Genomic DNA, 25212 nt, shown 5'->3' on the forward strand with positions numbered 1-25212 from the left:
GGACCTCGGGACGCTCTTACACCACGTCTGCGCGCGCCACCCTGTTACCAGTTTAGTAACAGCGTATTTGGGTCAAAATCGCCTCTTTGAACCCGAAGTCTATCGAAATTACTTCATTTCGTCTCAAGATTGAGCTTAATTAGCGTACATCTGTTGCGTAAAATGAGCAAAAATGGCTCCGTCAAATGTCTCTATTTTCGTGCCAGTACTCATATTTGCCACTTTTTGACCACAGGGGCATCTACCGCGCGAAATCGATAGGTCAAATCTGCCAAAAACGGCCCATAACAAAAGAGCTCCCATTGCTGGGAGCTCTTTCAATCAATGGTGCGGGCGAAAGGACGTCCGCGTATCCGCTTCGCGGATCCGCACCGGCTTCGCCCGCCTGCCGGCGGACTCGCCAGCTCGCTAAAAACGCTCCGCGTTTTCTTGACGCTCGCTCCTTCACAGGTTCAAGTCCCTGCGATGGGCACATAGCAAAAAAGCCCCCATTGCTGGGAGCTCTTTCAATCAATGGTGCGGGCGAAAGGACTTGAACCTTCATGGGGTTGCCCCCATACGGACCTGAACCGTACGCGTCTGCCAATTCCGCCACGCCCGCGTGCAGGAATTAGAATAACGGAGCACCACCGCGAACGCAAGAACTATTTTTGAAAAAGTTTGCAGGCATTTTCCCAAGCTGCTCGCGCGATTGCCTCAGCATCCTCGCCGGTACGATCGACACGGTCGTTGACCAGCGTGTTTGCCGTGATGGAAATCATTGCCGGCTCGCACTCAAGACCACGAATGGGCTCCGGCGCCATATACGGGCAATCCGTCTCGAACAAAATGCGATCGAGCGGGGTTGCCGCGAATGCCTCGCGCACGCCATCGTTACGCTTAAAGGTGGCCGCGCCACCATAGGCGATATAGCAGCCCAAATCCACAAAGCGCCCCATCGTGGCTCGATCCTCGCCAAAGCAGTGCAGCACGCAACCGGCCTGAGGCACACCCACCTCGCGCAGCACGTTGTACGCATCCATATGCGAGGTACGCTCCCCATCCGAGTCCTCGTGGCGCAGATGCAGCTCCACTGGCACGTTGCGACGCACGGCAACTTCGAGCTGACGCGCCATGCAGTCAATCTGCACGTCATGAGGCGCCGGCGCGACATCGTCGTCATAGTCCATGTGGTAGTCCAGACCAATTTCGCCGATGCCAACACACAACGGATCGTCGAGCGCAGCCACAACCTGCGCGTGAATGTCGTCGGTATAATCCGGCGCGCCATAGGGGTGCACGCCGGCAAGATACTTGATCTGTGGAATATCCTGCATCGGCAGGATCTCGTGCGTCAGCCAGTCGTTATAGTCCGTCACACTTCGTTTGTCGGCAATGGGATCGAAGACCGTCACCAACAGGTCGACGCCCGCCGCCTTGGCGCGCACGAGCGTCTCGGGCACCTCCTTGCCCCAAAACGAGAGCAGGTGTGCATGCGTATCGGCAAGCGGCGCCAGCGGCTCCGGACACGCAACCGTTTTCTTTTTCTTGGTAAACGTCACGCGTTCGGCATTAGGCGTCATGGATGAGCTCCTGGGCCAGACGGACAAAGTCGGCAACATCGAGCGTCTCGGCGCGCGTAGTGGGTGCGATACCGCAAGCCTCAAAGGCGGCGTCGAGCACGTCCTTGGCAAAGCCGTTGGCACTCATGGAGTTGCGGATGGTCTTGCGACGCTGAGCAAATGCAGCATCAATCACACGGGCAACAAACTCGCGATCGAGTCCTTCGGGCACCACGCCGTCAACACGGTCGATACGCACGACGGCCGAGTCCACGTGCGGCGCCGGCATAAAGCAGCGCGGCGGCACCTCAAAACGACCCGTCACCTGCGCATACAGGCCGAGCTTTGCCGTATAGCCGCCATAGGTCTTGTTACCCGGCACTGCGGCAATGCGATCGGCAACCTCCTTTTGAACCATGACGACGGCGCGCTTGAGCGCTGGCATCGTCTGGAAGAACTGCAGGATGATCGTCGCCGCCACGTTATAGGGCAGGTTCGCGACAAATACCGTCGGCTTACCGCCCGCAGCCTGCTCAATCTGTCCCGGCGTCACCCTGAGCGCGTCGCCCATGATAAAGCGGAAGTTGGCGTAGTCGGCGGCGTGGGCATCGAGCACCGGCTCGAGCTCGGGGTCGGCCTCGATCGACGTGACGCACGCCGCCTCCTGCAGCAGCGCGAGCGTGAGCGTACCAACGCCCGGGCCAACCTCGAGCACGCGCTCATCGCCCGTGAGCTCGGAAAGCTCGCAAATGCGCTCAATTACATGGTTGTCGATCAGGAAGTTCTGGCCCAGGCGATGCTTGGTCGCAAGGCCAAACTCCTCCAGCAGTTCCCTTGTTGCCGTGGGGTTTGCCAAAGGCGAAGTTGTCATAGTTGCCTCCTTAGCATGGTGGCGGCGTCTTGAAACAAAAGGGCATGGACCGTTGCGGCCATGCCCTTACATCTAAACAGCAAATTGCCGATATGGCGCGCGGCGTCTTAGCCCAGACGCGGGAACAGCGGCTCGCCCTTCTCGACAGGCTGACCACCAGCAAGCAGGCCCCAAGCACAAATGCCCTTGAGGTCGTCGCTCGCGGCCTCGTCCTCGCAGGACAGGCGGCGCAGGGCCTCGGCAGAGGTCTGGGGCATGAGCGGCATCAGCAGGTGAGCGGCAATGCGGATGGCCTCGAGCAGGTTGTAGATCACAAATGCCAGCTCGTCAGCCTTGGTCTCGTCCTTGGCAAGCGCCCAAGGCTCGGAGTCCTCGATGTAGTGGTTGGCGGCGTGGATGAGCTCCATGGCCTCGTCCTTGGCTCCACCGTAATCGAGCACGTCCATCTTGGCCATGTAGCGCTCGACCAGACCGTCGGCGATCTTTGCCAGCGGGTTGTCAAACGCATCGAACGATGCGGGCTTGGCGGGCGCGCAACCGTCAAAGTACTTGCCGCTCATGTTGAGCGAACGCGAGATCAGATTGCCCCAGCTGTTGGCCAGGTCGGCGTTGTAGACCTGCTCCATGCGATCGAAGCTGATGGCACCGTCGGTGCCGGGGACGACATCGGTCATAAAGTAGTAGCGATAGCCCTCGACGCCCAGCATGTCGATAACGTCCTGCGGAGCGATGGCATTGCCGCGGCTCTTGGACATCTTCTCGGCCTTGCCGGTCTCGGCATTGCGCACGGTCAGGAAACCGTGGGCAAAGACGTGCTCGGGCAGGGCCTCGCCGATGGCCATAAGCATGGCGGGCCAAATGACGCAGTGGAAGCGGATGATGTCCTTACCCACGATGTGGAACTGCGCGGGCCAGCGATAGGCCAGCTCGGCACGCGCCTCGTCGGTGTCGACACCGTAACCGACGGCCGTCATATAGTTGAGCAGCGCATCGAACCACACGTAGGTCACGTGGCCCTCGTCAAACGGGACCTGAATGCCCCAGTCAAAGCTCGTGCGGCTCACGGAAAGGTCGTTAAGACCGCCCTCGACAAAGCTACGTACCTCGTTCATGCGGAACGCAGGCTCGACAAAGTCGGGGTGCTCGTCATAGAGCTTGAGCAGCTTGTCCTGGAAGGCGGAAAGCTTAAAGAAGTAGGACTCCTCCTGCACGCGCTCAAGCGGACGGTGGCAGTCGGGGCACAGGTGCTGGCCGACGCTGCCGTACTCCTCGTCGCCCTTCTGGACCTGCGTATCGGTGAAGTAGGTCTCGTCAGGCACGCAATACCAGCCGTCGTAGCTGCCCTTATACAGGTAACCGGACTCCTTCATGCGCTCCCACAGGTACTGCACGGCATGATGCTGGCGCGGCTCGGTGGTGCGGATGAAGTCGTCGTTGGAAATCTCGAGCTTGCTCCAAAGCTCCTTGAAGTGCGGGGCCTGGCTGTCGGTCCACTCCTGCGGCGTCATACCATGCTTGGCTGCGGCCTCGGCGACCTTCTCGCCGTGCTCGTCCATGCCGGTCAGGAACTTGACGTTATAGCCGGCGGAGCGGCGATAGCGAGCCTGAACGTCGGCGATGATGGTGGAATAAGCCGTGCCCAGGTGCGGATCGGCGTTGACGTAGTAGATGGGCGTCGTGATAAAGAACGAAGGCTTGCTTTGATCCATGGGGTTTGTCCTCCAGAAAAACGTTGCATACAGGGGATGATTCTAGCGCAAGGGCTGGATATCCTCCATCTATTGCATATCGAGCACCATGGCATAGACATCGCGCTTGCGGCGCGAATACTTCTGAGACAGGCGCTTGGCCACCGCAGAGGCGGGCTCCCCCTCCTCGAGTGCGGCGCGGATATCCTCGCGCAGGGCCTCATCGGGATCCGCTGCCGCGGCGCCAACCGGCACGATGCCGGCCTCCTCGTCCTCGCTCGGCGGCGCGATGACCAGCGCAATCTCGCCCTTTACCTCGCCGCGAGCACGCAGCTCTTCGGCGAGCTGGGCGGCGGGCCCGCGCAAGACCTCCTCGTGCAGCTTGGTGAGTTCGCGGCAGACGGCAACCTCACGCTGGGGAAAGACCTCCGCCACGGCCTCGAGCGTCGCCACGATGCGATGTGGAGACTCGTAGAAGATGAGTGCGCCGGGCACCACGGCAAGGCGCTGCAAACGACGCACGCGGTCGCCGTGCTTTCGGCCCAAAAAGCCCTCGAAGAAAAAATGCTCACAGGGAATGCCGGACGAAACGAGCGCCGTGACGCAAGCAGAGGGCCCGGGGATAACTTCGACGGGCACATCGGCCTCACGTGCCGTCTCGACCAGCGCCTGGCCGGGATCGGACACGCTCGGCATGCCGGCGTCCGAGGCAAAGGCGAGGGTCTCCCCCGCCAGCAGACGGTCGACCAGGCCGGCGGCGCGGCTGGCGATCACATTCTCGTCGCAACGGACAAGCGGCTTGGAAATTCCCAGGTGCATCAGCAGCTTTGACGTCACACGCGTGTCTTCGCAGCAAATGGCATCGGCGGCGGCAAACGCCTCGCCAACGCGCGGGGACAGGTCGCCCAGGTTACCGATGGGCGTACCGACCACATAGAGTTTGCCCGTGTGGGCGCTGTTTTGCGTCATATCAACCTATTCAATCATGCCGCGTTCGAGCGTACCGAGCGCCGCGCGAGCGTCCCATGCTGCAATGCGCTTCTCGGTCTTCCACGTTTGGAAGAACCAACCGGCAGCCGGCGCAAACGAAGCCAGCTGGTTGGCGATAAACACGCGCTCGTAGGCATTGCGGCCCTCGGGCGTAACCGACGAGTTGGCAAAGATCGCCGCACCCGACCATTCGCCCACCAGCACGGGGAACCCAGTCGAAATCGCTTCTTTAAGCTCGCGCTTGTTACGCGAAATCGCCGTCGTCAGCCCGCGGGGGCTCGTGATGTCGAGCGCATGCTCGTCGCGGTAATGGTACAGGTGAAGGTCCATGTAGACGTTCTTGTACTTGGCGCCGCGCATAAAATGCTTCCACTCGCTGGGATGCCCCGACGACGAGAAGACGACGATCTTATCCTCGGGCATATACGAACGGACGAGCTCGTAGGCATCGCGATAGAAATTGCGCAGGTAGTGAGCAGGAATGCCATCCGTCATGGTGAAGAGGCTCTTGCGAACGCTCATCTGCGGCGTGTCCAGCAGCTCAATGCCCAGCAGGCTCTCGGCCTCGCCATAGCGATCGGCCAAGCGCTCGAGCACGTCGAGTGCGACATGGCGGCCGTTAGTGGACGAATGCCACTCGGCAACAGCCTCCGGCGTGGCGGGCGAATCGTTGGAATCGCCCTGGCCACCGGGCACGGTTGCCAGATCGAGCAGCACGCGGATGTCGTACTTGGCAGCCCACTCAATTGCACGGTCAATGTAGTCGACAACCGAGATGTAGGACGCATCGGACTCCTGCGAACCAAAGGCATACCAGGGCACCGGTAGACGCACGGCATTGAGACCGATCTGCGCCATGCGACGAAAATCGTCCTCGCTCACAAACGTCTCGTAATGGCGGCGCATGCGCTCGTTATAGGCGGCGGTACCCATGGCCTCCTGTAGCTCGGCCGCGTTGGATGCACCGGTCGCCGCGTACAGCGACGGGGTCACCCAAGGCTCGGGAATAAACCAGCCAGAGAGATTAACGCCGAGTATCCTCTCCATCACTGCCCCCTTCGGATCATGCAGGTCGAACCCGCATCGTATTGCATAGGATAAGTATCGTTTTGAGTATACCCGCGTGTGCGGACAGGCGACCGAACGGTCTGCAAAGTGACGCGAAAGTGGGAGGAATGTCTGGGGCGGGCGGGCTCGGAATGGTGCGACGAGGTGTGTACGCGCGCCAAAGGCAGGCACCGGAAAGCATGTCCCGTTCTATCGCTCAATAATGGGGCGCATTTTCCGCAGAACCCTACATAAAAGAAAAGGACCCCTTTGCAGAGGTCCTAGTCAATTCAAGGTGGCGGGGAAGGGAAACGCGTCCGCGCGCTGCGCGGACGGACCGCTGCGGCGCTTACGCGCCTTGCGAGCTGCGCTGGCAAACGCTTACGCGTTTACTCAGCTCCGCGCCCTCACGGGGTTCGATTCCATGTGGGGGCTGCATAAAAGAAAAGGACCCCTTTGCAGAGGTCCTAGTCAATTCAAGGTGGCGGGGAAGGGAATCGAACCCCTGACACGAGGATTTTCAGTCCTCTGCTCTACCAACTGAGCTACCCAGCCATTTGAGGTGTGCCTTGTTTCAAGGCTTGATTAGTATAACCAAGGACGCGTTCCGGTCAACCGAGAATTTTAAAAAAGTTTTTGAGCACAGCCTCGGTTCTATAAATCGGCACGTCAGAGGCATCAGCCGGCAGCAAGAAGTTTTTCGCTCAGAGCCGCACGGGCAAACTCACTTGGCGTCATCCCCTCGGCAGCCGCCCGTCGACGAATGGCCTCCTTCATTCCCAGAGGAATCTTGACCGACAGCGTTGCCGTCCCCTCACCTGAGAGTGGGGGCCGTCCATGCACGATCCCACCAACGGTGTGTTCGCCATCCGGAAACTCTCCGCGCTCGTACGACTCGCACCACGCGTCAATCATTTCATCCGTTACAACCTGACCATTAGCGGCCGTATACGTCTTGCCCATCATCGACCCCTTTGCCGAGCCTGTTCAATCTCCTGCCAAAATTTCTTCTGGACTGGAGACAAGGCATGAATGATAAGCCACCCACGGACAAGCTCGACCGCGACAAGCTCCACGCTTCGTCCGTCTGGGAGCCATCCAATCGCAAGCCATCTCGGCGGCTCGTCCTTCGACTCGCGACGAATGCACTCAGTAACCGCAAGCCAAGCGCTAAGCACCTGCTTTTCCGTCAGGTGCTTTTTAGCGTTGGGATGGATCTCAACATCCATGCATCTTCTCCTCCATCTTACCCAATTTCGTATGACGAAAGTCCGCTGTCGCCAATTCTTAAGCCGGCACGCGTTGGAGAGCAGGGATCGAAACAATGATTGAAGGACGCTCTAGTACGGCCCAGGCGCCGGGGCAGGAGCACGTGCGCCAAGGACGAACGCTTTCGTAGCGCGCGAGGATATTGCCGTCGCGATCGATGAAGGCGATATCGATGGGATAGGCCATAAAACACGTATGGACCGAAGAGCAGCGTGGAAATGCCATGACGAGCGGCAGACCGTTGGCGGCAACCGGACACCGTCCCAGCATGCCGCGCAGGCGCACGGCAAACGACTCCGCCACCGCAAACTCGGCCGGCGTCCAACCCAGCCTGTTGAGCGCCCGCGCGTACGCGATGTAGGACGAGACCGCGGTCACATGACCACCCCCGGACGCCATGGATCGACCGTCACCGCGCGCTCGTGCGACAACGTTGTCGGCGCCCCCAGCGTAACGCCAGCGATGCTGAGAGAAGTCGGCCACGGCTCATAGTGCATGGTGCAGGTGTAGGTCCTAAACGTACCGGATAGGGAGAGCAGGCCACCATCCGATGCCTCCGCGCCTTGCTCGCTCGACACTTCGATCTGCAAGCCATAGCCTTCCATGGCATTCAGAATTTGAGTCTGAACCGTCGCCGAGGCATCGGCAGAGCTTTCGTCGCCCTCCCCCTCCGACGCCACGGCGTGCGCCAACACGATGTCGGGCACCACGCGGTCGAAGCGCGCGACAGCGCTGGCAAAGATCATGACGTTGTACACGATGAGTGCCAGCACCAGCAAAACGGGCGTAACCACTGCCATCTCCACCGTCGCTTGGGCGCGCTCCTCGCGCAGACGCATGCGGATACTCATTACGACCCACCGCCCAGAGCGCCAACCAGCGTGGCGACATCGACGGTGAGCGGGATGGAGCCGCCGCCGGGCAGAGGAATCTCCGCAAGCGTGAACACCGTGCCGCTAATGGTGCGTTCGACTTGATATTCCAACGCCTCGCAAAGCGCCTTGGGATCGGTCACGCCCAACGGAATACTTCGCAGCTTGTCTTGCGCTTGAGAGAAACCAGCAATGTCAGACCCCGGACTCTTAATGACGTTGGCGGAATCGGTCAGCACCGGCTTTCGCAGGCGCAAGTCGCACGGCTCCAGACCCAACGCCGCCACGGACGCCGAAACGGTATCGCCGAGCCACGATGCGATGGAGCCCAACGCGCCGCTGCCCCCTCCTAGGCCTTTAATCATCTCGTCCATAAGTTCGTCGGCCGAACCTTGGATGTCTCCGTATCCCACAAGCAGCCGTCCCCAGACATCCATGACGCCATCGAGTACGCCGGCAACGCCACCCGAGCGTTCCTTCAATGTCGAGAAAAATCGCGAAAGCACGTTGTTTTGCGCCGTCGCCCCATCGGGCGCCAGCACCGCGGCAGAGATGGCACCGCGATCGCCAAGCCTGACTGCCGTGTTAAACGAAGAGTTGAGCTCATCGGGGCTCGAGATGGCACCCGAAACCGCAAAGGCAACCACGCCGTTGCGACCGGGCGGAGCGATACGCGGACGCTCACCGGAAAGTTCTTTGATGGCGGTATCGAACGCATTGCCCGCACGGTCGGCTTCGTCCTCGGTCTGACGCTCGAGCTCGAGCTCCTTGTTGCGACAGTCGACGTAGTCCTCCAGGGCGTCTTTAAACTTGTCAAAGTGATACTCGAAGCCGTTTTCGATAGAGGTTGAAGGCGCCGCAACAGCACCAAGCGACAAAACGCCAAAATGGCATTTGCTGCATTTATCCTGTCCATCGTAATCGGCAACCGAAGCAAATCCGCTCGGCGTCCCTTTCTTATAGTTGGGGCAGGTCGTCCCGTAATGCAGATACGCCTTGTCATCGTTTACGCTAGTCGGCCACACCGCATCGGTATAGAGTTCCGTCGCCCGAACCTCATCAGAGTTGCGCGGCAGCAGCGGAATATAGGAGGAAACCCTGTCTCCGTTCTCGGTTATATATGCCCGATCGACCTCCGCGTTCGCATAGGTATAAAACGCCTTACGCGCCGCAGACTCTGCCTTCATCTCGACACTCGAGCCGCGGGGCTTCTCATTTGTCAGACGCCAATGGTAGTAGTCCTTCGCGCGATCAAGGGCAACTTGGGTCTCCCACGTAACGCTCGATGAGTAATGCGGATTTTGAACACCGGAGAGATCCGTTAGGCTTTTCGCACGCTCCCACATGCAAGAACAGCTGCCGACCGAGCCCTTGTCAGACCCACCACAATCCGCCAGCCAAGCGCGCTCCTTTGCCTTCGCCGTCTCCTCCGAGGCCTTCCGCAGCTCCTCGGCCGCACGCTCTAAATCATCTGATGTGTCTTTAATGGTATCGGTCGAGATCTCTGACCCTTTGAGCGCAGCAAAGTCCGACTCGGATGTCCTGGGCACGGCAAGCGCCGTACCGGTATAGGTCACACTATCGGTATCCTGCGCCGACACCGCCTGCGTGGCACGCGCGGCGATCAGATACGGCAGAGCCGTCTCGATTTTCTGTAAGCCTTCCGATGCGCTTTTGGCAAACTTGTTGCGCGTTTTAATGATCTCGATCCCGGTGTCGACCATATTGCCGGCAACCGGCTCGGCACCCGGGATGAGGATGGCGACCAGGCCCGTCCCGATCGTGGCAAACCCCGCCAGCCCCAGACTCAAGATACTCGCATCAACCACCGTGGCAGCCGTGTGATAGGACGACACTACGTTGGCACCCGCCAGCGCGCCGCTATCGGCCGCCACCTGGGTGTCCCCGGCACGCGACATGCTCCATATCGCCGCGGTCGACGAAAACAACAATGTGAGCACCACTAGGATGACCACGGCAGAAGAAAGCGTGGTATAGGCGCCGTCTTCGATAAACAGATCGACACCGGCTCGACCCATAAAGCCGCCTCGCTTGCGATGGCAGCTCGGACGGTGCGTCAAAACGCGTCTAGACCAGAAACGCTTAATCCCATGCAGCAATCCACGAATCATAATCTCCCTCCAGCCATTCGGGACGCGATTGATACGAGACATCGACCTTGAGCTCAACGTAGCCGCCCTCGGCGGTACCACCCATAGCCTGCGCAAACGCACCGATCACAGGCAACGGCTTGACCTCGCCGGAAACGGACACGGACGAGGCGCCACCCGCACCGACCCGGCCAAGCTCGATATCCCACGACAACGGCCCGCCGGCATGAAAGATCGAAACGTTGGGCACTGCGGCAAGTCGGCGGCGGGTGAACTCCTTAAGATCGTCGTCCTCCGCCGTCGTCGTGGTCATGAGCCGCGCGGTCTCGGCGGCGGCAGACTCCATGACCGCGCGCGTATAGAGCAGACACGCCGGTTGCAGTGCGAGAAGGATGAGCGTCAGAAACGTCGGCAGCAAAAAAGCGGCCTCGACCGTAGACTGCGCCCGGTCCTCGCGCGCGATATCAATACAGCGCGATGTCCTCAGCACCCACAGCAGCGTCGACAACCGATGTCGAGGTGACGCCGTGAGACGCCGCCCGCTCGACCAGCGCCGCCAAGCGCCCATCGGTGCCAGCACGCCAAAGCCCCGCAATCGCCAGCACGATCGATAACAGCGCCACCGTGACGATGGCGTATTCGACCGTCGCCTGGGCAGATTCCTCACGCAGGACATCATGCATTTCACGATCCCTCCTTTGAGTCCGTTGCCTGCGGGCTCAGGCGCACGGCGCGCAGACGACACGAAGCATCGCCAGTATCCGCGGCAACCGTCACCATATCGACCCAGCCGCGTCCGTCGCGCACGATAGCGCCCCACACGTTGCCCTTGATATCGAGATAGCCGCTCAGAGCAAGTTGTGCCGTGGGTACCTCGCGATAGGCACGCAGCATATCCGCTGCCGCTTCGGTCATCGGTCGGTCCTCGGACCATGCAAGCCGGACCGCAATCGCGTTGCCCTCAGGCGAATCCGTCGCAGTGCCAGACCGCTTGTCGAGCGCCCGCAGAAAGGTTTGCGCCGTGACAGCGACATCCGAATCGTCCGCATCTCGCATCTCATCTTTTTGAGACGCCACCGCCGAATCTGAGCCCAAATCGGAGGCGGTCCCAGGACGCTGCTGCCGCGCGGCGTTAAGCCCCCAAAGCACCACCGCTATCGCCACGGTCAGGCAAGCAAACACCAGCAGCACCCCGATGGGGCGCTCGCCCTCTACAGGCTGTTGATGCCCTCGCTGATCGCATCCCATAGCTCTTTAACCTTGCCTTTAAATGCAACGATGGCAATAATCGCGATCACCACAAGTACGCCCACTAAAATGGCGTACTCGGTGGTACCCTGCGCGCTCTCCTCCTGCAACAGCTCCTTGGCATGCTGGCGAGTGTGAATCGCCCGGCAAAAAGCCCAGCTCCAAGCCTTGTCAGCAACTTCGACCATCGTGTTCATGTATTCCTCCCTACATCATCCCGCCTGCTCCCAGCAGCGGGCCCAATATGGACAGAAGCAACGCCGGCAAGATGAGCGTGCCGGTGGGAATCAACAGCTTGACGGGCGCACGCTCGATCTCGCGCTCGACCGCGGCGCGATGAGCCGCACGGATCTCGCGACTTTGAGCGGCCAGCGTCTCGGCAAGTGGGGCACCCAGGGCGAGCGCCTGCCCCACCGTGATGGCAAAGGTCTCGAGCGCTCGCACGTCCAGATCGCGCGCGGCGGCCAACAACTCGTCCTCACGCGTGCCCACGCCCACCTGCCACGCCATGCAGGCGCGCTCAAGGCGAAGAGCCAGCACTGACCGGCGGTTGGCGCAGAAAATCTCAAGCGCCGCATCAAACGAAAGACCGGCCGAAAGACCCAAGCGCACAACATCGATCATCTCGGACACTTCGCCGAGCGACACTCGCGCCGGGCCGCCCGCTCCAACCGCGCCCTTCACTCGCGCGGTCAGAGCATCGACCACCGAGCGACCAGCGGCAGCGACCAGCACCGCCTCGCGCTTGCAGGCCCCTGCGATCTTGCGTGCATCCGCCCGATCAAAACCCGTCGCGACAAATACACTCAGGGCGCACAGGCAAGCCGCAACTGCAACCGAGGCGCTCATAGCTCCACCCGCATAATGCGCCGGATAACCACCAGGGCAACGGCGTTGAGGGCAAGACCCAGCACCACAGCGCCCGCGCCGGCAGGCGTCGCAAGACCGCGACGAAAATCTGCCGAAAGCAGCGCCAACACCGCGCACATGCCCGCCGGCATCGCCGCGACCATATGCGCAGACATGCGAGCCTGCGACGTCTTAACATCCAGGCGGCGCTTGAGCTCAATGCGCTCCCCCACCATGCTCGACGCCTCGGACAGTAAGTCGGCAAGCGGAGCGCCGGTGCGCTGAGACACCTTAAGCGCCAAGGTCACAAGCGAAAGACCGGGGGCGTCGATACGCACGAGCAAGTCATCGAGCGCGTCGGTCGCCGAGATGCCGCAATCGATCGCCGCCGCCACCCGCAAAAACTCGTTATGCACTGGCTCTTGCGCATGAGCGCCCACAAAGCGCATGCCCTGGGCCAGCGAATGTCCCGAGGCAAGCGACATGGAAAGTGCGGTAAACGCCTCGGGCATTGCCTCTTCTGCATCGTGTTGCTCGCGCCGGCTCTCAAAGCCATCCCGAGCGGCACCAACGGCAAACGGAGCAACAAGTCCCAAGGCAAATCCGAGGGGCGATAACGACACCATCGTTAGTAAAACGCAGCAGACACCGCTCGATAGCAGCAGAAACGCCAAACATCCCGAAGCATCCTCGATCACGAGGCCAAGGCGATGCGCCGGAGCCAGCGATGCCCACGAACGGGCGATCTTTTTCAGCAGATCGTTTTTCACCAGCTCACGCGGCAGCTTCTCTGCCACCGTCTCGAGCGCCTGACGTGCCAGCTCCGCCGGCGGTACCTGCGGCACACGAGGTTCCGCCCCGCACGCCGTCGCGACAGAAAGCCCTGCCAAGCCCCCTACGACGAGGGGCACAGCGATCTCCATTCGTCCACCTCCTCTTGTGTGAGCGTCCCCGACCGCAGGCCTTCTGCGATAAACGGCGGCTCGCGGTCAAGCGTCCAGGTGCGCTCGGCGGCATCGAACGTCACATAGCGCTCGAGCTCTACGCCGCCCGATGCGGCGCGTCGCACCCCCGAATACGAGGAGACGAAGCGCCTGCCATCGGCGTGGCGCTCGGACATCACGATACCGTCGAGCGCCATGGCAATCTGCTCCTCGATGAGCTCACTCGGCAGGTCGATGCCATAACGTGCAAGCAACGTCAGACGCACCACGGTCTCCTGTTCTGAACCCGCATGAAGTGTGGTGAGCGACCCGTCGTGGCCCGTGTTCATGGCCTGCAACATGTCGCAGCACTCGGCACCGCGCACCTCGCCCACCACGATGCGGTCGGGGCGCATGCGCAGGGCATTAGTTACCAGGTCGCGGATCGTCACCGCGCCCTCGCCCTCAATTGAAGCCTCGCGCGCCTCTAGGCGCACCACGTGCGGATGATGCGCAAACTTGAGCTCGGCAGAGTCCTCGATCGTCACGATGCGCTCGCCGGTGGAAATCTCACATGACAACGCGTTGAGCAGGGTGGTCTTACCAGATCCCGTGCCTCCCGCAACCGCCAGGTCCTGTCGCAGCGACACCGCGCACGACAGCAGCTGCGCATACCAAAGCGGCAGCGACCCCAGCCCCACAAGCTCGTCCAGCGAGCAGATACGGTCCGAGAACTTTCGGATGGTGAGAATCGGTCCGTCAATCGCCACAGGCGGAATCACCGCGTTGACGCGATAGCCCGTTTTGAGGCGGGCGTTGACGATGGGGCTGCGCTCGTCGATACGGCGGCCAAGTGGCGAGATGATGCGGTCGATAAGCACACGGATCTGCTCATCATCCTCAAACGCATGCTCGATGGGGTACAAGACGCCGCCGCGTTCAAAGAAAGCCGAGCGGCAGCCGTTGATCATGATCTCGGTAACGGTGTCGTCCTCGATGAGCGGCTGCAACGGCCCCAAGCCCACCACGTCATCCAAAATCTCGTCGATGATGGTTTCGCGCTCGGGCGTCGCGAGATCGGTCGGCTCCTCAACATTGAGCGCCGCCTCCACCGCAGGACGCAATTCCGAGCGGGCAAGTGCCGGGTCGATATAGGCGCTGATACGCGCCACTTCGTCGTAACCCATGCGGTCCATCACGGCGCGCTTGGTGCGTCGTTTCACCGCGCGGCGACGCCCCGCATCTACAGGCGCTGCCGCCGCTGCAGCGCCGGCAGCCTTAATCCTCGTTTGCAGGCTCATCGCTGATCACCCTCGCGCAACCAGGGAAGGCGGATACGCGGGCGTTCGGTACGCGTTGCACGGTCGGCGACCATATCGCCCCAAGGGCCGACGGCGCACCCCAGTTCCACGAGCATCTCGCGCGTGGCCTCGCGCATGCTAGTCGCAAAAGCACTGGTCTGCCCCACCGCCTCGTCAGCGCGTCCAAACGCCATGAGCGCGGCGAGATCCTGCCCGCCATCGGCGATACGAATCTTGGAGCTCAACGCACAGGCAATCTCAAAGCGCATGGCGACGTCCTCGTCTGCCCCGCGCGCACCGAACCGGTTGAACACGGCGCTCATGCGCGTGCGCGGCACACCTACTCGACCTGCCAGTTCGATGACGCGCGACGCCGATGTCGCGGACGACACCGCCGCATCGCCAACGACCAGGCAACGGTCGCTCGCCGCCACCGCAGCCGCCACGGCGTCGCCCCAAAAGACCGAGGTATCGATAAAGACCACGTCGGATTCGCGACGCAGAACATCAAGCAGTAGCTCCACCGGACGCGCCATGAGCTCAGCTTGCTCGGGCGCCGCGACGGGACCCCAGAGCGTAACGCCCGGCGCCACGCGCATCGATGTGGCTACGATATCCGGCTCGGTGAGCGTGCCCGCCGCCGACGGCTCGATAAGTGCCGCCATATCGCGCGGAGCATCGACGCCTAACAAGTCGTAAAGGTTTCCAAACATCAGGTCCAGGTCGAGCACGGCGGCACGCAAGCCCAACAGCGACGATGTGTGTGCCATGGTGGCAACGATCGTCGACTTGCCGCAACCGCCCGAACCCGAAATAGCGCAGATGACTGGAGCTCGATGCGGCGGAGCGGTAGCGTCTGCCGGCGGCATCGGAGGCGGCGGGGCGGACGTCGGTGACAGCGTCCCCGTCTCCCCCGCCGCAACCACGTGCTGCGTCCAAGCCGGCATGGCTGCTTGTTCGGTCTGCGAGGCAGGCTCGTTCTGCGCAATCTGCTCATGCTGCATCAGCGACAACTCGCCGCACCCGGCAAAGCCCTCAACTTCGTCGAGTTCATCCACCAGATTCACGCCGTGCACGTATCCCATATCTACAGCCGGGGAGTCGCCAGCATGCTGCGCCGGCCCTCCAGCGTCATCGCATACAAGGGGGTTCCGGGGGCGCCGACCATGCTCGGCTTCCGCTTTTCCATAATCATCAACACGCGGGCCTCTTGTAGCGCGAGGCGCCCCGGGTTCCCTATCAACAAAAGCATCGGGCTCAATCGTCATGCGCCGATCGGAATCAACCGCTCCCTCGCCCGCGCGCCCGTTGCCGCATATACTGTGTGCAGCGATGACCTCGGTCGCCCCCGCGCGAAACAGCCCCTCGATATCCGACGGATCGAGCGCTTCTATCAACACGACCACGCGACTCACGCGGCCTTCGGCCGTCAGGCGCGCAACAGTCTTGCGCACATCTTCGGTATCAAACAGAGACGCCGCGATGATGGCAGCCCCGCGGCGCGACGGAAACGCCCGCGCCATGGAAACCAGCCCGTCCAGGTCACCCACGCGAAGCACCTGTGCACCCGCATCACGGCCCTCGACTTCCCGCTGCAACAGCCCGTAATCGCCGCACGCGCAGCACGCAAGCCAGATCGCCTTCATCACTCGTCGCCTCCGCTCTTTTTGCCGCGCGCCGTGGCGGGAATCGTCAAGCTGACCGTTCCCTTGCCCGAGGCTCCCAGCAGTTCCTTGACGTCTTCGGGGTCAGCCGCCAGCGTCACCCATTCGATCTTGCCCTCGCGCGTGGCACCGGAATCCTCACTGGTATCGATCACGTGCGCGCCGCACAGCCGATCGGTCACGCCGTCCTTTTGCACGTACACGTCCACGTAGCTGCCCACGCCCGTGGCACCGCCGACCGAGTGCTCGGCATCGACCGCCACCGAAACGGCAACCTTGCCCTTAGGCACCTCGAGCTTGCGGCTCTCGGCCTTGGTGTAGACATTGCAGATCACGGCGTTTTTGGGAATACGCGAAGTCGTCACGTCGCCGCGCACCTGGCGCAGCTCGGTCGCCGCGTCACGCGGCAGCAGACTCGTCAGCCATTCCTGGGTTATGACATTGGTCTCATCGAGGGTCTCACCCACATCGATATCGCGCGCCGCGACGCATACCTCGACGCGATCGCCACCGTACTTGGCCAAGGTCTCAGCCTGGACCTGTTCGGCTTGCGAGCGGATCGACGAGCCGTAAACCATGCAGAGCAGAGCAGCGAGCACGCCCGCGACCAGACTGATGGCGATGCGCTTGCTCTTGTTCACGGCCGCTCCTCTCATGGCAGTGCCGGGCGAATGCCCGTACCACCATTGTCTGGGCGGCCAGAGTGCAAAGCGGCGCAATCGCAATCTTGGTTTTCGATGTCAAACCAATCGCTGACCAAAAGCTGACCAGCCCGTCAAGCTCGTGGCAAGGTTTTGGTCAGCACGTCAGCAAACTGCATGTTTCGAGGCTTTTCCGCAGCAAAAAAGCCGTCTCCCGAACAGTTGGGAGACGGCTGTCATAGGAAAAATCAATTACAGATGAACATCGGGATCGAGCAATTGAGCGCTCACGCGCATGGATGACGCCAGGCTTTGGAACGTTTCCAGACGCAGGCTGTCGATCTGCCCGGCGTCCTCGGCCTCGCGAACGGCGCAGCCCGGCTCATGGGTATGTGTGCAATCGCCAAACCGGCACGCGCGCGATGCCTCGACAATCTCGGGAAAGGCGCGTGCCAGACCCCGCTCGTGACCCACGAGCGGCAAACTGCGCAGACCCGGGGCATCGGCGATCACGCCGGCGTCGCCCGGCAGCGCCACCATCACGCGCGCGACGGTAGTGTGACGGCCCTGGTCGTCGCGTTCGCGCACACCGCCGGTCGCCAACGTATCGTGGCCCAGCAGTGCATTGAGCAGCGTCGACTTGCCGGCACCCGACTCGCCCAGAATCATGGCGCAGCTCCCGGCAGGCACGCAGGCACGGACCTCGTCCAGGCCGCGGCCCTCGGCAGAGGACGTCACGATCACACGCACGTCCGGACCCACCAGGCGGCGCGCGCGGTCCAGATCGCGCTCGAGCTCCTCGGCATCGCAGCGATCAGCTTTGGTGAGTACCACCACCGGCTCGGCATCGCAGTCGAGCGCCAACACCAGCGAGCGCGCCACGCGGTCGAGCAGCACCTCACCGGCACCGAGCGCCTGCACGATTAGCACGCTATCCACGTTGGAGCAGAGCACCTGGCGCTCTCCGCGGGCACGGCCGCGCCAACGCTCAAAGCTCGTACGGCGCGGCAGCACGCATTCAATCACGCCCATATCGTGCCCGGGAGCGCGGCGCACCGCCACACGATCGCCCACGGCAGGCAGCAGGACCTCGTCCCCACCGCGCGACTTGGCAAATCCCACGGCATGCTCGGCGCGGAAGGTATCGTCGGCAGTCGCCACCAGCGGAAACCCACGATCCAAGCGCACCACGGCGCCAAGTTGCATCTGCTCGGGCTCCTCGGCATGTGCGCAGAAATCATCAAAGGCAGCCTGCTGAGCTTCATCGACCGGCAGGTCATCAAACGCCGGAACATCCTGCAGCGCGTCAAGCCCCTGTACACTCGCCAGCAACTCCTCAGCAGATGCAGGGGGTTCGGTCGCGAGCTTCCGACGACGATCGCGCTTAGCCCGCGCCCCCGTCGTCTTTTTCTTCGCTTTAGCCTTAGCCTTGCCCACAGATGCCTCCCAGCACAAAACCACACAACTGAGCAGGTATTTTAAATCAAAAAGAGCTGGCCGGGCAAAGCCCGACCAGCTCACAAACTTTCCCTCAGCCAATGGTCCCGAGAGGTTATCCGAAGGCCCGCCCGCCGGGAGGGGTTTCTTCCGAGCGATCCCGCAGCGCGAAGCGCGAGGACCAGCGAGGAAGAAACCCCGCAGGCGGTCGGGCCGGTGGGAAGGATGGCCTTTCGACCTACTCCTTCTCGACCGCGCGCATGATCGCCTTGTAGATCTCCATCAGCGGGATGATCAGGAAGGCCAGGCCCAGGGCAGCGACAACGCCCTTGAGCTCAAGCGTCACGGGGCCAAAGAACATCTCGGCAAGCGTCGGCTGCACGGTCACGATCACCGTCAGCACCAGTGCCAGCGCGGCGGAAGCCCACAGCCACTTGTTCTGCTTCTTCATGGTGAACAGCGACGCACGACGGCTGCGCATATTGAAGCAGTGGAAAATCTCGACCATGTTGAGCGTGATGAACGCCATCATCACGCCTTCCTCGTCGGCATTGCCGGCGATCATATCGGCGATGTGGATGTAGCCCATGTCAAAGTACACGCCCACAAAGAAGCTCGCCAGCACCAGCGCGGTGATGATTAGGCCCTGGACCACGCAGTCCAGACCCATATGTCCGGCAAAGACACCGTCCTTGGCGTTGCGCGGCTTGCGCTTCATGATGTCGCCCTCGGCATCCTCCATGCCCAGCGCGAGCGCGGGGAAGCAGTCGGTGACCAGGTTCACCCACAGCAGCTGCACCGGCTGGAAGATGGTAAAGCCGATGAGCGTGGCGATAAACACCGAGAACACCTCGGCAAGGTTGGCCGAAAGCAGGAACTGGATGACCTTGCGGATGTTGTCGTAGATGCGACGACCCTCTTCGCAGGCGCCGATGATGGTGGCAAAGTTATCGTCGGCGAGCACCATGTCGGCGACGTTCTTGGTGACGTCGGTACCAGTAATGCCCATGCCCACGCCGATGTCGGCGCGCTTGATGGACGGGGCGTCGTTGACGCCGTCGCCCGTCATGGCCACGATCTGGTCGCGCGACTTCCAAGCCTCGACGATGCGTGTCTTGTGCTCGGGTTGGACGCGGGCGTACACGCCGTAGTCCTCGATGTGCGCGTCGAGCTCCTCGTCGCTCATGCGATCGAGGTCGGCACCGGTGATGGCATGGCTGCGATCGGTGACGATGCCCAGCTGCTTGGCGATGGCCACGGCGGTGTCGATGTGGTCGCCCGTGATCATGACGGTGCGGATACCGGCATCGTGCGCCTCGCGGATGGCGTCGGCGACCTCGGGGCGGACAGGGTCAATCATGCCGGACAGGCCGCAGAAGACCAGGTCGTGCTCGAGCGCAGCGGGGCTGCAGTCGCTCGGGACCTCGGTGTAGGTGCGGCTTGCCAGCGCCAGCACGCGCAGAGCCTCGTCGGCCATGGCCTTGTTGGCGGCCACGAGCTCGGCGCGACGCTCCTCGGTCAGCGGGACGACCTTTTCGCCCTCGTAGATATGGGTGCACAGGCCGATCACCACGTCGGGCGCACCCTTGGTGTACTGCTCGTACTCGCCATCCAGGGTCTCGACGACCACGGACATCATCTTGCGGCCCGAGTCAAACGGGGCCTCGCCCACGCGCGGATGCTCGGCAGTCAGGCCAGTGAGGCCCGCCTTGCCGGCGTCGTTGACGAGCGCGCACTCAGTCGGCTCGCCCACGGCCTCGCCCAGCTCCTCGTCCCACTGAGCATCGGAGCACAGCGCCATGCCGGCCAGGAACTTCTCCTTGGGCGCAGCGAGCTCGTGCTTGACGACGGTCATCTTGTTCTGGGTAAGGGTACCGGTCTTGTCGGAGCAGATGGTCTGCGTGCAGCCAAGGGTCTCGACGGCAGAGAGCTTGCGGATAATCGCCTGGCGCTTGGCCATCTTGGTCACGCCGAGCGAAAGGACGATGGTCACGACGGCGACCAGGCCCTCGGGAATGGCGGCGACGGCAAGCGAGACGGCGACCATAAAGGTGTCGAGCAGGGCAGTCGGGTCGGTGAGGACATTGCCCACGCCGTGGCGGAGGATGTCAACGCCAAAGATCACGACGCAGATGACGATCACCATAATGGTAAGGATGCGGCTGAGCTCGGCGAGCTTCACCTGCAACGGCGTGAGCTCCTCCTTGGCCTCGGCCAGGGCGCCGGCGATCTTACCCATCTCGGTGTTCATGCCGGTGCCGACCACGACGGCGCGGCCACGGCCGTATACCACGGTGGAACCCATGTAGCACATGTTCTTGCGGTCGCCGAGCGGCACGTCATCGGTGCCCGCGGCAAGCTCGATCACGTTGGCGTGCTTCTCTACGGGCACGGACTCGCCGGTGAGCGCGGCCTCCTCGATCTTCATCGTGGCGCTCTCGAGCACGCGGCAGTCGGCCGGGACGGAGTCGCCCGCCTCGAGCATGATCACGTCACCGGGCACGAGCTCGGCGCTCGGCAGGTGCACGAGCTTGCCGTCGCGCAGCACCTTGGACTGCGCCGCGCTCATCTCCTGCAGGGCCTCGAGAGCCTCCTCGCTTTTAGCCTCCTGGACCACGCCCAGCACCGAGTTGACGATAACGACGAACATGATGATGGCGACATCGGCAAAGTCCGCCTCGCCCTTGACCATGCCCGTGAGCGCGCTGATGACGGCGGCAACGATCAGCATGATGACCATGGGGTCGGCCATCTGCTCAAAGAAGCGCTTCCACAACGGCGTCTTCTCGGCTTCCTCGAGCTTGTTAGGGCCTGTCTTGGCGAGGCGCGACGACGCCTCGTCGTTGCTCAGGCCGAGGTTCTCATCGACACCTTGGTCGCTGAGCACCTCCGCCGCGGCGGACAGGTATTCCTTTTGCATATAGAATCCCCTCCTGGGATTCGGGCCACTCAGCAGATTGATGCCCGATCATAATTCCCAGGAGAAGGGCAAGGGCTCATCAAGGCTGCCGTGCTGAGCGGCAGTTGATAGTGGAGCTATGGTACCCCAAAGCGACGCGTCTAGCCAAAACAATCGGTTTGGAAATATGGTCCGCACGCAACGGTGCAGACCGTGTGATGCTCAACATTGGTAAAACGTTTTTTCTTCGGCACATCGCCAAACTGACATATCGCCCAGATAGCAGCGGTTGGAGTGGTTGGTAAAGATTTTCCATATACCGTTTTTCCCGCAAAAAATGAACTTCCATTTCGGCATACGGTCGATTTTTTGGGGTATTCGGTCGGCATTTCGTTATAATCATCTCGGTTTTATTTCTTATGGTTTATCTATCAGCGCAAGACGATGTCAGATGGAGGTCTGAATGTACAAGCGCACTAAGATTGTATGCACCATGGGTCCCGCCTGCGATAGCGACGAGACCATCCGCGAGATGATCAAGGCGGGCATGAACGTCGCCCGTTTTAACTTCTCGCACGGCTCCTACGACGAGCACCACGGTCGCATCGAGCGCGTCCGCCGTATTTCCAAGGAGCTCGGTCTGCCTGTCGGCATCCTGCTCGACACCAAGGGCCCCGAGGTCCGCACCGGCCTTCTGGTCGACGGCAAGAAGGTTGCCGTCAAGACCGGCGATAAGATCGTCGTCACCGCTCAGCCCACGTCCGAGGATTTCCACGGCACCGCTGAGCACATCTCCCTCGACTACCTGGCTCTGCCCTCCGAGGTCGAGAAGGGCTCCCTCATCCTGATCGATGACGGCCTGGTTGCCCTCGAGGTCGAGTCCGTCAGTGGCCAGGACATGACCTGCGTCGTTAAGAACGACGGCCTGATCGGCGAGCGCAAGGGCGTCAACATGCCCAACGTCAACATCTCGCTGCCCGCCATCACCGAGCGCGATCGTCAGGACATCCTCTTTGGCCTGACCGAGAACATCGACTACATCGCCGCTTCCTTCATCCGTGACGGCGAGTCCGTCCGCGGCATCCGCGAGCTTTGCCGCGAGAACGGCGGCGAGCACGTGACGATCTTCCCGAAGATCGAGTGCGCCTTGGGCGTCGAGAACTTCGACGAGATTCTCGAGGCTTCTGACGGCATCATGGTCGCCCGTGGCGACCTGGGCATCGAGATCAAGCCCGAGCTCGTTCCGCACATCCAGAAGGAGATCATCGCCAAGTGCAACGCGGCCTACAAGCCCGTCATCACCGCTACGCAGATGCTCGACTCCATGCAGCAGAACCCGCGCCCGACGCGCGCCGAGGTTGCCGACGTTGCTAACGCCATTTATGACGGCACCGACGCCGTCATGCTGTCCGGCGAGTCCGCTGCCGGTAAGTACCCGGTCGAGGCCGTCAAGATGCAGGCCAGCATTGCTCTCGAGACCGAGAAGTACCTCCCGGCCCACGCTCCGCTCGAGGTTCCGGCCGATGCTCACGGCACCCGCGTCGTCAACAACGTTGTGGGTATGTCCGCTGTGAACATGGCCACCACCGTTGGCGCCAAGTGCATCACCGTGCCGACGACCACCGGTCGTACCGCTCGCCTGATCTCGCACTTCCGTCCCAACATGCCGATCTGCGCGTTCTCCCGCCACGAGTGGGCCGTCCAGCAGATGATCATGTACTGGGGCGTTATCCCGCACCAGGCCGAGATTACCCAGGGCACCGTCAACGGCACGATCGTCAAGGCGATCGAGACCGCTAAGGAGCTCGGCTACGTCGAGGCCGGCGACCTGACCGTCGCCACCGCCGGCGATCCCCGCATGAGCGTCCAGCTCGAGGACAAGGTCTCCTCGACCAACGTCGCTTACGTCGCTCAGGTGCGCTAAATCGCACTTGCAAGCAGATTTGCATTGCAAAGGGCCCGGAAGGCATTGCCTTCCGGGCCCTTTTTAGACCTTCTTCGTATGCCGCATCATCGATTTGTGTTCAGTCGCAAGCCTCTCCGATGCCGAGCGCACCACCGAAGACGCCCTGCGACGGGAGCCGTTGGTCAATTGGAATGAACTGTTCACCGTTAAGCCGGCCGGCTAGCAGCTAGCGATCAGGGGGACTGCGGGAACGTCAGAAGCAGCGACGCGAGCCGCAAATCCCGCCTCGGTCAGCTCGATGACCTCGGTAAACGTTGCATCGAAAAACTCCTCGGTTAGCAGGCGATACGGCGGATGATCGGGCTCGCCGGGGTTTTCGCGTACAATCTCGTGCATGACGCCGATAGTCTTGAGCACATATTCTTTATGGATGGGATACTGCCCAAAACGCGTCGCAGCGGTATAGAGGCGATCGGTCGCACGCGGAATGGAAACGATGCCCAGCGTCTTGCCAAACCAGTCAAAATCGCCCTGCTTTTTAATGCGGAATTCCTCGCACGGCTTGCCGCCGCGTGCTTCCAGATACTGGTTCACACGCGTGTTCCATACCGTGTCGGCCACCAGATGCGACCAGACGCCCAGCGTTAAATCGAGCAGCGACTGCGCCACATCTTCGGACGCAAGCGAGAACTCACAGGCGCCGGGACCGACAACCGGCTCGGCATCCCTGTAGCGCTGAGGATAGTGCACGCGGTTCAGTCGCTCGCGCTCCTCGACAATCGAGGTAGCCTCTGCAGGTTCGCCCGCGGGTGCGCCTTTAAGCAGCGGCGCCACATAGGTATCCCAGAACTCGTGCTCGCGCGGCTTAGGGATAGGCTCGGGCTTTGCAAAGTGCGTAATGCGATACGGAATGGGATCGGCGATGCCAGGGACCATATAGCCCACGAAGATATCCGGAACCACGCAGCCAAACAAAAAGGCATTACGGTCACGCACGCTATCGGCAAGCGCACTGGTGCGCCCCAGCAAACGCTCCGTCTGAGCGATATGAATGTTCCAGCTTGGCATAGCCACCCCCATAAAAAACCTGGATAACTATACCATCACGGCAGAGTCGCACAGGCGGCCATACATACCCTACGCAGCAACTATTCCGCAGCACCGCTTTCGGTTCCATACGACGGCACGGGCGCCTCGACCACATGGTGATATCGATCGATATAGATGGCACGGGCCTCCAGGCGGCGCACCAAATCTTGATGATGCGTACTCATCAAAACCGTCTTACCGGCAGCAACGTAGGCCAGCAAAAAGTTGACTACGATGTCGCACGAGTCCTCATCGAGCCCGTTGGTGGGCTCATCGAGCACTAGGATATCGGGGTTCATCGACACCACCGCAGCCAGCGCAACGCGCTTCTTTTGCCCGCCCGAAAGCTGATAGGGCGAGGCATCGACCAGATCGGCAACCTGGAACAGCTCCATGGCATCGCGGACGCGGCGCTCGAGCTCGTCTGTCGGCAGCCCCATCTGCGCGGGGCCAAAAGCAACTTCCTCGCCCACCGTAGCGCAGAACAGCTGGGCGTCGGCATTCTGGAACACAAAGCCCACGCGCTGATGAAAACGCTGAGCGGCTGCGGAATCCTTGAGATATGCCGCATCGATCACGTGCCCGTCAAACAGGTACGCACCCGCGTCCGCTAGTTCAAGACCGTTGATAAGGCGCATAATCGTCGTCTTACCGCAGCCGTTGGGACCGAGTAGGGCAACGAGTTCACCACGATCGACCTGCAGCGACACACCATCGACAACCGTATGCCCCGCATAGGAGAACAGCACGTCGCGAAACTCGATGAGCGGCGTGACCTCGGCGCCGGCAGCACCGCTCGCACCCATCGCGTTATTCGTATCGTTTGCCAAAACGTCGCCCTTCCCTATCCACATCGACGGCTCGGC

Annotated in this window: 24 protein-coding genes and 2 tRNA genes; 1 reads left to right on the plus strand and 25 read right to left on the minus strand. The window is 61.7% G+C overall.

Annotated elements, in window-relative coordinates:
* Nucleotides 1-514 precede the first annotated feature (514 nt).
* The 23 genes from DWV20_RS07170 to DWV20_RS07275 form a co-directional block, all read right to left on the minus strand.
* A tRNA-Leu gene (locus DWV20_RS07170) sits at nucleotides 515-601 on the minus strand.
* Nucleotides 602-644: 43 nt separating this feature from the next.
* Nucleotides 645-1562 (minus strand): TatD family hydrolase, encoded by a 918-nt coding sequence (locus DWV20_RS07175; RefSeq protein WP_118256682.1) that lies wholly within the window; start codon nucleotides 1560-1562, stop codon nucleotides 645-647.
* A complete protein-coding gene (rsmA, locus tag DWV20_RS07180; RefSeq protein ID WP_118256683.1) occupies nucleotides 1552-2412 on the minus strand; it encodes a 16S rRNA (adenine(1518)-N(6)/adenine(1519)-N(6))-dimethyltransferase RsmA in 861 nt (286 codons plus the stop codon). The genes DWV20_RS07175 and rsmA overlap by 11 nt, the downstream gene beginning before the upstream one ends.
* 107 nt (nucleotides 2413-2519) lie before the next feature.
* Nucleotides 2520-4121: a methionine--tRNA ligase gene (gene metG / locus DWV20_RS07185; protein WP_118256684.1), complete on the minus strand. Its 1602-nt coding sequence runs from the start codon at nucleotides 4119-4121 to the stop codon at nucleotides 2520-2522.
* A 69-nt stretch (nucleotides 4122-4190) separates the two neighbouring features.
* Complete coding sequence (rsmI, locus tag DWV20_RS07190) at nucleotides 4191-5069, minus strand: 16S rRNA (cytidine(1402)-2'-O)-methyltransferase (RefSeq protein WP_118256685.1); 879 nt, start codon at nucleotides 5067-5069, stop codon at nucleotides 4191-4193.
* 6 nt (nucleotides 5070-5075) lie between these two features.
* On the minus strand, nucleotides 5076-6137 hold the full coding sequence (locus DWV20_RS07195) for a glycoside hydrolase family 5 protein (RefSeq protein WP_118256686.1): 1062 nt from the start codon (nucleotides 6135-6137) through the stop codon (nucleotides 5076-5078).
* A 482-nt stretch (nucleotides 6138-6619) separates the two neighbouring features.
* A tRNA-Phe gene (locus tag DWV20_RS07200) sits at nucleotides 6620-6692 on the minus strand.
* Between the two features lie 123 nt (nucleotides 6693-6815).
* Nucleotides 6816-7100, minus strand: coding sequence for a ribbon-helix-helix domain-containing protein (locus DWV20_RS07205; RefSeq protein ID WP_035137167.1), 285 nt, complete (start codon nucleotides 7098-7100; stop codon nucleotides 6816-6818).
* Nucleotides 7100-7366 carry a hypothetical protein gene (locus DWV20_RS07210; protein WP_117736226.1) on the minus strand — a complete coding sequence of 89 codons (267 nt, stop codon included), beginning with the start codon at nucleotides 7364-7366 and terminating at the stop codon, nucleotides 7100-7102. The genes DWV20_RS07205 and DWV20_RS07210 overlap by 1 nt, the downstream gene beginning before the upstream one ends.
* A 58-nt stretch (nucleotides 7367-7424) precedes the next feature.
* Nucleotides 7425-7784, minus strand: coding sequence for a DUF192 domain-containing protein (locus DWV20_RS07215; RefSeq protein ID WP_233539795.1), 360 nt, complete (start codon nucleotides 7782-7784; stop codon nucleotides 7425-7427).
* Entirely contained in the window at nucleotides 7781-8257 is a 477-nt protein-coding gene (locus DWV20_RS07220; protein ID WP_117759589.1) for a TadE/TadG family type IV pilus assembly protein, read from the minus strand. Before DWV20_RS07220 ends, DWV20_RS07215 begins: the two co-directional genes overlap by 4 nt.
* Nucleotides 8257-10317: a hypothetical protein gene (locus DWV20_RS07225; protein WP_118256687.1), complete on the minus strand. Its 2061-nt coding sequence runs from the start codon at nucleotides 10315-10317 to the stop codon at nucleotides 8257-8259. Before DWV20_RS07225 ends, DWV20_RS07220 begins: the two co-directional genes overlap by 1 nt.
* Nucleotides 10318-10381: 64 nt before the next feature.
* A complete protein-coding gene (locus DWV20_RS07230) occupies nucleotides 10382-10879 on the minus strand; it encodes a TadE/TadG family type IV pilus assembly protein (protein WP_233505636.1) in 498 nt (165 codons plus the stop codon).
* Nucleotides 10854-11072 carry a hypothetical protein gene (locus DWV20_RS09900; protein ID WP_158566348.1) on the minus strand — a complete coding sequence of 73 codons (219 nt, stop codon included), beginning with the start codon at nucleotides 11070-11072 and terminating at the stop codon, nucleotides 10854-10856. The genes DWV20_RS07230 and DWV20_RS09900 overlap by 26 nt, the downstream gene beginning before the upstream one ends.
* A gap of 1 nt (nucleotide 11073) precedes the next feature.
* On the minus strand, nucleotides 11074-11637 hold the full coding sequence (locus DWV20_RS07235) for a hypothetical protein (RefSeq protein WP_147336391.1): 564 nt from the start codon (nucleotides 11635-11637) through the stop codon (nucleotides 11074-11076).
* Complete coding sequence (locus DWV20_RS07240) at nucleotides 11601-11834, minus strand: hypothetical protein (RefSeq protein WP_117583818.1); 234 nt, start codon at nucleotides 11832-11834, stop codon at nucleotides 11601-11603. The genes DWV20_RS07235 and DWV20_RS07240 overlap by 37 nt, the downstream gene beginning before the upstream one ends.
* 10 nt (nucleotides 11835-11844) lie before the next feature.
* Nucleotides 11845-12486 (minus strand): type II secretion system F family protein, encoded by a 642-nt coding sequence (locus DWV20_RS07245; RefSeq protein ID WP_117759583.1) that lies wholly within the window; start codon nucleotides 12484-12486, stop codon nucleotides 11845-11847.
* Nucleotides 12483-13409 (minus strand): type II secretion system F family protein, encoded by a 927-nt coding sequence (locus DWV20_RS07250; RefSeq protein ID WP_117776651.1) that lies wholly within the window; start codon nucleotides 13407-13409, stop codon nucleotides 12483-12485. Before DWV20_RS07250 ends, DWV20_RS07245 begins: the two co-directional genes overlap by 4 nt.
* Entirely contained in the window at nucleotides 13382-14710 is a 1329-nt protein-coding gene (locus tag DWV20_RS07255; RefSeq protein ID WP_006235095.1) for a CpaF family protein, read from the minus strand. The genes DWV20_RS07250 and DWV20_RS07255 overlap by 28 nt, the downstream gene beginning before the upstream one ends.
* Complete coding sequence (locus DWV20_RS07260; protein WP_117876680.1) at nucleotides 14707-16356, minus strand: P-loop NTPase; 1650 nt, start codon at nucleotides 16354-16356, stop codon at nucleotides 14707-14709. Before DWV20_RS07260 ends, DWV20_RS07255 begins: the two co-directional genes overlap by 4 nt.
* Nucleotides 16356-17015, minus strand: coding sequence for a Flp pilus assembly protein CpaB (gene cpaB, locus DWV20_RS07265; protein ID WP_233503148.1), 660 nt, complete (start codon nucleotides 17013-17015; stop codon nucleotides 16356-16358). Before cpaB ends, DWV20_RS07260 begins: the two co-directional genes overlap by 1 nt.
* Nucleotides 17016-17267: 252 nt before the next feature.
* On the minus strand, nucleotides 17268-18221 hold the full coding sequence (rsgA, locus tag DWV20_RS07270) for a ribosome small subunit-dependent GTPase A (protein ID WP_199581802.1): 954 nt from the start codon (nucleotides 18219-18221) through the stop codon (nucleotides 17268-17270).
* A 469-nt stretch (nucleotides 18222-18690) separates the two neighbouring features.
* A complete protein-coding gene (locus DWV20_RS07275; RefSeq protein WP_117876676.1) occupies nucleotides 18691-21372 on the minus strand; it encodes a cation-translocating P-type ATPase in 2682 nt (893 codons plus the stop codon).
* Between the two features lie 442 nt (nucleotides 21373-21814).
* Between DWV20_RS07275 and pyk the strand changes: the two genes are divergently transcribed.
* Entirely contained in the window at nucleotides 21815-23275 is a 1461-nt protein-coding gene (gene pyk / locus DWV20_RS07280) for a pyruvate kinase (RefSeq protein ID WP_117634311.1), read from the plus strand.
* A 201-nt stretch (nucleotides 23276-23476) separates the two neighbouring features.
* On the opposite strand, the gene DWV20_RS07285 is transcribed toward pyk, so the two are convergent.
* The gene (locus tag DWV20_RS07285; protein ID WP_117876674.1) at nucleotides 23477-24325 is read right to left on the minus strand and encodes a hypothetical protein; all 849 of its coding nucleotides are present in this window, start codon (nucleotides 24323-24325) and stop codon (nucleotides 23477-23479) included.
* Between the two features lie 80 nt (nucleotides 24326-24405).
* Nucleotides 24406-25176, minus strand: a complete 771-nt coding sequence (locus tag DWV20_RS07290; RefSeq protein WP_233539796.1) for an energy-coupling factor ABC transporter ATP-binding protein — start codon at nucleotides 25174-25176, stop codon at nucleotides 24406-24408.
* Nucleotides 25177-25212: the final 36 nt, after the last annotated feature.

Origin of the sequence: Collinsella sp. AF02-46-1 (assembly GCF_003465825.1) — a bacterium.
Classification (GTDB): Bacteria; Actinomycetota; Coriobacteriia; order Coriobacteriales; family Coriobacteriaceae; genus Collinsella.